Raw genomic sequence first — 4157 nt, 5'->3', positions numbered from 1 at the left:
ACGCCCGCGCGCACCGCTTCGGACGCGTCGTCCCCGGACGCGGCTGTGGCGATCGCGGCGGCCATCGCGGCCGCGGCCCATACGCCGTCCTGCGCGTGGGTGATCTCGGCGAGCCGGGTGGCGACCTCGGCCGCTCGTTCCGGTTCACCCGCGTAACGCAGGCCGACCGGGACGGCGCGGGCCACCGCACCGTCGTCGAAGTGCGCGGGGTTGTCGCTTCCGGTCGCCGGGGGAGTGAGCCCCGCGCGGGTGTTCACGATCGAGGAACGTTCCGCGATCCCCGTCCACACCTCCTCGGGGCGGTCGACGACGTGCGTGCGCCAGCCCGCGAAGAGCGCTTCACTCGTCGGGTCGTCACCGGCTTCGAGCAGGATGAGGGCCGCGGCCGCGGCGAACTCGGTGTCGTCGGTCCCGGCCAGCTCCAGCGGCTCGGGGCGTCCGAGCGTGAACGGCAGCGGGAAGCGCAGGACGTGCTGGGTGTCGGCTTCGGCGCTGAAGTGCCACAGCCACCTGCGCGGTCCGCCCAGCCGCGCGCTGCGATGGTACAGGGCCGGCATACCTGCCGCGTCCCCGATCGCGAGTCCGACCAGCGCACCGCGCGCGCGGTCCGCGAGGGACGTGGTCGCACGTGACGTGGTCATCCGGCGTTGTCCTTCCTGAGCAGCGCGGTGTGCAGATCGCGAGCGAGTTCGGCCAGGTCGGTCCCGGCCGTCGCGCGGATGCAGTGGCCGCGTACGACGTTGATGCGCTGACGCCAGGCCTCGGGAACGGCTTCGGACCCGTGCAAAGCGCCCGCCATCGCTCCGGCCATCGCGGCGATGGTGTCGGCGTCGCGCCCGACGTTGGTGCCGCCGAGCACCGCCTGCACGTACTCGCCACGAGCGGCGGCGAACACGCCCATGGCCAGTGCGGTGGCCTCCGGGCCCACGTCGGCGAAGGGATAGTGGAAGATCGAGATCCGTTCGTAGAGCTCGTCGAGGGCGGCGGGTAGGTCCGTGTGCGACCTGCCGATCTCAACGGCCCGCCGGATGCTCCTGGCGGTCCAGGAGTCGGCGGGCGCCGCCGAGAGCCCGGCCTCGACCACGTCCTGCCAGGACTCGGTGGTCATCGCGGCGGCGACGGCGGCCGCGATGACCTGGGCGCAGTAGAGGCCATCCCTGGCGTGCGAGACCTGCGCGTCGATCGCGGCGAGCCGGGCGGCTTCGCGCGGGTCGCCGGCGCACAGGATGCCGACCGGAGCGATCCGCATGGCCGCGCCGTCGCTCCACATCTCGTGGTTGTCGGAGCCGGTCACCGGCGGCTTGAGGCCCGCGCGGAGGTTGTTGATCGCGGTCATCTCGCTGAATCCGCCGCCGAAGAACCCGCCCTCCTGCCCGACGAGCTGCTCGGTCCACGCGGCGCCGACCTGATCCGGTGTCAGTCGCTCGCCGTGCGCCAGCATGAGTCGGGCCGTGAGCACCGCGTATTCGGTGTCGTCGGTGCCGGCCGGGTCGTCGTCGACGAAGTCGGACACCCACCCGTACCGCTCGATGATCTGCGCCCGGGTGAGACCTTCGGTCGGCGCCCCGAGCGCGTCGCCCACCGCCTGGCCGATGAGAGCGCCGTAGACGCGCTCGATGGTCGGAGTCACTGGTTCCTTCGTCACGGCAACCTTCCTTGCAATACGGTTTGCGCGGCCTACTGTCGCTGATCGGCCGGGCCTCGTCAAGGGGTGTAAGCGTCCCGGGCATGTCGAGAACGCAATCCGACGGCAATATGCGATTTACCTCTTGACAACCCGGCGAGCCGGGCCTGAGGATGTCGAGCACTCGCCGCAAACCGTATTGCATGGAGGTCGCCTTGACGACGCAGGTTGGCATGACGGAGGTCGCTGCCCGGGCCGGGGTGTCCGTCACGACGGTCTCGCACGTGCTGTCCGGGCGACGGCCGGTCGCGGAGGCCACCCGTACCCGGGTGATGCGGGTGATCGAGGAGCTCGGCTACCAGCCCAATCCGCTCTCCCGGGTGCTGCGCACGCAGCAGACGATGACCGTCGCGCTGATCGTCCCGGATCTGACCAACCCGTTCTACCCGATGGTGCTGCGCGGCCTGGCCGACGTGATGGTGCCCGCCGGGTACCACGCGGTGGTCTGCAACACCGACGGGTCCCGCGAGGAGGAGCTCTCCTTCCTGCGCGAGATGACCAACCGCCGCGTCGACGGCCTGGTGATCGCCGCGTTCCAGCTGACCAGGAAGGACTTCCTGGAGTACGGCAAGAACGTGCCGATCGTCCGGCTCGGCGGCGCGCCCTTCGACCCCGACCTCGGCGACCTGGTACGCAGCGACGACGAGGGCGGCATGCTGCAGTCGGCCAGGTACCTGCTCGAGCAGGGGCGCAAGCGGTTGGCATACATCGGCGGCCCCGTCCACGTCGGGCCCAGCGATCTGCGCGAGGCCGGCTACCGGCGCGCGCTGGCCGAGGCCGGCCACGTCGTCGACGAGGACCTGGTGGTCCGCGGCGACTTCACCCGCGAGGCGGGTCGGGCGGCCGCGAAGGACCTGCTCGGGCGGACGGACCGCCCGGACGCCATCGCCTGCGCCAACGACCTGATCGCGATCGGGGTGCTCGACGCCGCCCGGGCGCTCGGCCTGGACGTCCCCGGCGAGCTCGCGGTGATCGGCTACGACGACATCGACGCCGCCTCCCTCGTCTTCCCGGCGCTGACCACGGTGGTCAACCCGGCCCGCGAGGTCGGGCGCGCCTGCGGCGAGGCCCTGCTGCGGCGGCTGACCGAGGCCGAGGACCAGCCCGCGCGCCAGCTCGTCATCTCCAACTCCCTCCTCCGGCGCGAGTCGGCCTGAGCGCAAAGAACAATCGGAGCACGCCAATGACGCACCACCACCCGCACGATCCCGTCGACCTGCTGCGCTGGGAACTGGCGCAGCGCCGGGAGAGCGGTTTCGAGCTCGGCGAACTCGTCGGCGTCGCGACGCAGGCGGTCGAGCGGAACGACGCCGAATCCGCTCGCCGGCTGCTGCCCGAACTGCACGCGACGAGCCGCGACGAGGCGTGGGCTTATGAGGAGCCTGAGAGCCTAGCCGAGATCCTCGCGACGCTGCCCGACGCACCGTCAGACGCGCCGACCGCGGCGAAGATCGGCGAATCAGAGTTGCGCGACCGACTGCTCGGCGCCTGGCTGGGCCGCTGCGTCGGCTGCAACCTCGGCAAGCCCGTCGAGAACGGCGATCACTGGACCGTCGGGCGCCTGGCCGAGTATCTGACCCTCGCCGACGCCTATCCGCTGCGCGACTACGTACCCGTGCTCGACCCGATGCCCGCAGGCTTCGAGCTGCGCGAATGGTGGCCGGAGACCACGCGCGGCCGGATCACGGAGAGCGCGCGCGACGACGACATCGACTACACGATCCTCGGCCTGCACATCCTCGAGACGTACGGGTTCGACTACACCACCGCCGACGTCGCCGCCGAGTGGCTCGACCGGTTGCCTTACACCCAGACCTACACCGCGGAGCGGGTCGCCTACCGCAATCTCGTGATCGGGTACGAGGCGTCCGAGGCAGGGCGGATCGACAACCCCTATCGGGAGTGGATCGGCGCCCAGATCCGCGCCGACATCTTCGGCTACGTCAACCCCGGCAACCCGCGCGCCGCCGCTGAGATGGCCTACCGCGACGCCGCCCTCTCGCACACCGCGAACGGCGTGTACGGCGAGATGTGGTCGGCCGCGCTGGTGGCCGCCGCGTTCACCGGTAACGCGCAGCAGGCCATCGAGGCCTCACTCACCTGCGTTCCGCCCAAGAGCAGGCTGGCCGAGGCGGTCGGAGTCGTGCTCGATCTGCACGAGAGCGGCGTCGGCTGGGAGCAGGCGCGTGCCGCGATCGAGGAACGGTACGGCCACTACTCGTGGGTGCACACCGTGAACAACGCGGCCGTCGTGGCGGCCGGACTGCTTTGGGGCGAGGGCGACTTCACCGCCACCATCGGCCTGACGGTGCAGGGCGGCTGGGACACCGACTCCAACGGCGCCACCGCCGGAAGCGTCGCCGGGATCATCTCCGGCGCGGCCGCGCTCCCCTCGCACTGGACGGCTCCGCTGCACGACACCGCGCGCAGCGCGATCCGCGGGTTCGACGGCTCCCGCATATCCGACCTCGCC

The 4157-nt window shown here is 71.4% G+C and carries 4 protein-coding genes; 2 read left to right on the top strand and 2 right to left on the bottom strand.

The window, feature by feature from the left end; translation table 11 throughout:
* Positions 1 to 641 (bottom strand): ADP-ribosylglycohydrolase family protein (locus tag VG296_RS08560; protein ID WP_325564881.1); only part of this gene is annotated, 641 nt, incomplete at its 3' end.
* Positions 638 to 1645, bottom strand: a complete 1008-nt coding sequence (locus VG296_RS08555; protein ID WP_325564880.1) for an ADP-ribosylglycohydrolase family protein — start codon at positions 1643 to 1645, stop codon at positions 638 to 640. The genes VG296_RS08555 and VG296_RS08560, both read right to left, overlap by 4 nt.
* 194 nt (positions 1646 to 1839) lie before the next feature.
* Here VG296_RS08555 and VG296_RS08550 point away from each other — a divergent pair, with 194 nt between their 5' ends.
* Positions 1840 to 2841 (top strand): LacI family DNA-binding transcriptional regulator, encoded by a 1002-nt coding sequence (locus VG296_RS08550; RefSeq protein WP_325564878.1) that lies wholly within the window; start codon positions 1840 to 1842, stop codon positions 2839 to 2841.
* Positions 2842 to 2867: 26 nt separating this feature from the next.
* Positions 2868 to 4157 (top strand): ADP-ribosylglycohydrolase family protein (locus VG296_RS08545; RefSeq protein ID WP_325564876.1); only part of this gene is annotated, 1290 nt, incomplete at its 3' end.

It is taken from the genome of Actinospica sp., assembly GCF_035552695.1.
Lineage (GTDB): Bacteria > Actinomycetota > Actinomycetes > Streptomycetales > Catenulisporaceae > Actinospica.
Note: the sequence above shows the minus strand (reverse complement) of the source record. Positions and strands in the feature narration are given on the sequence as shown.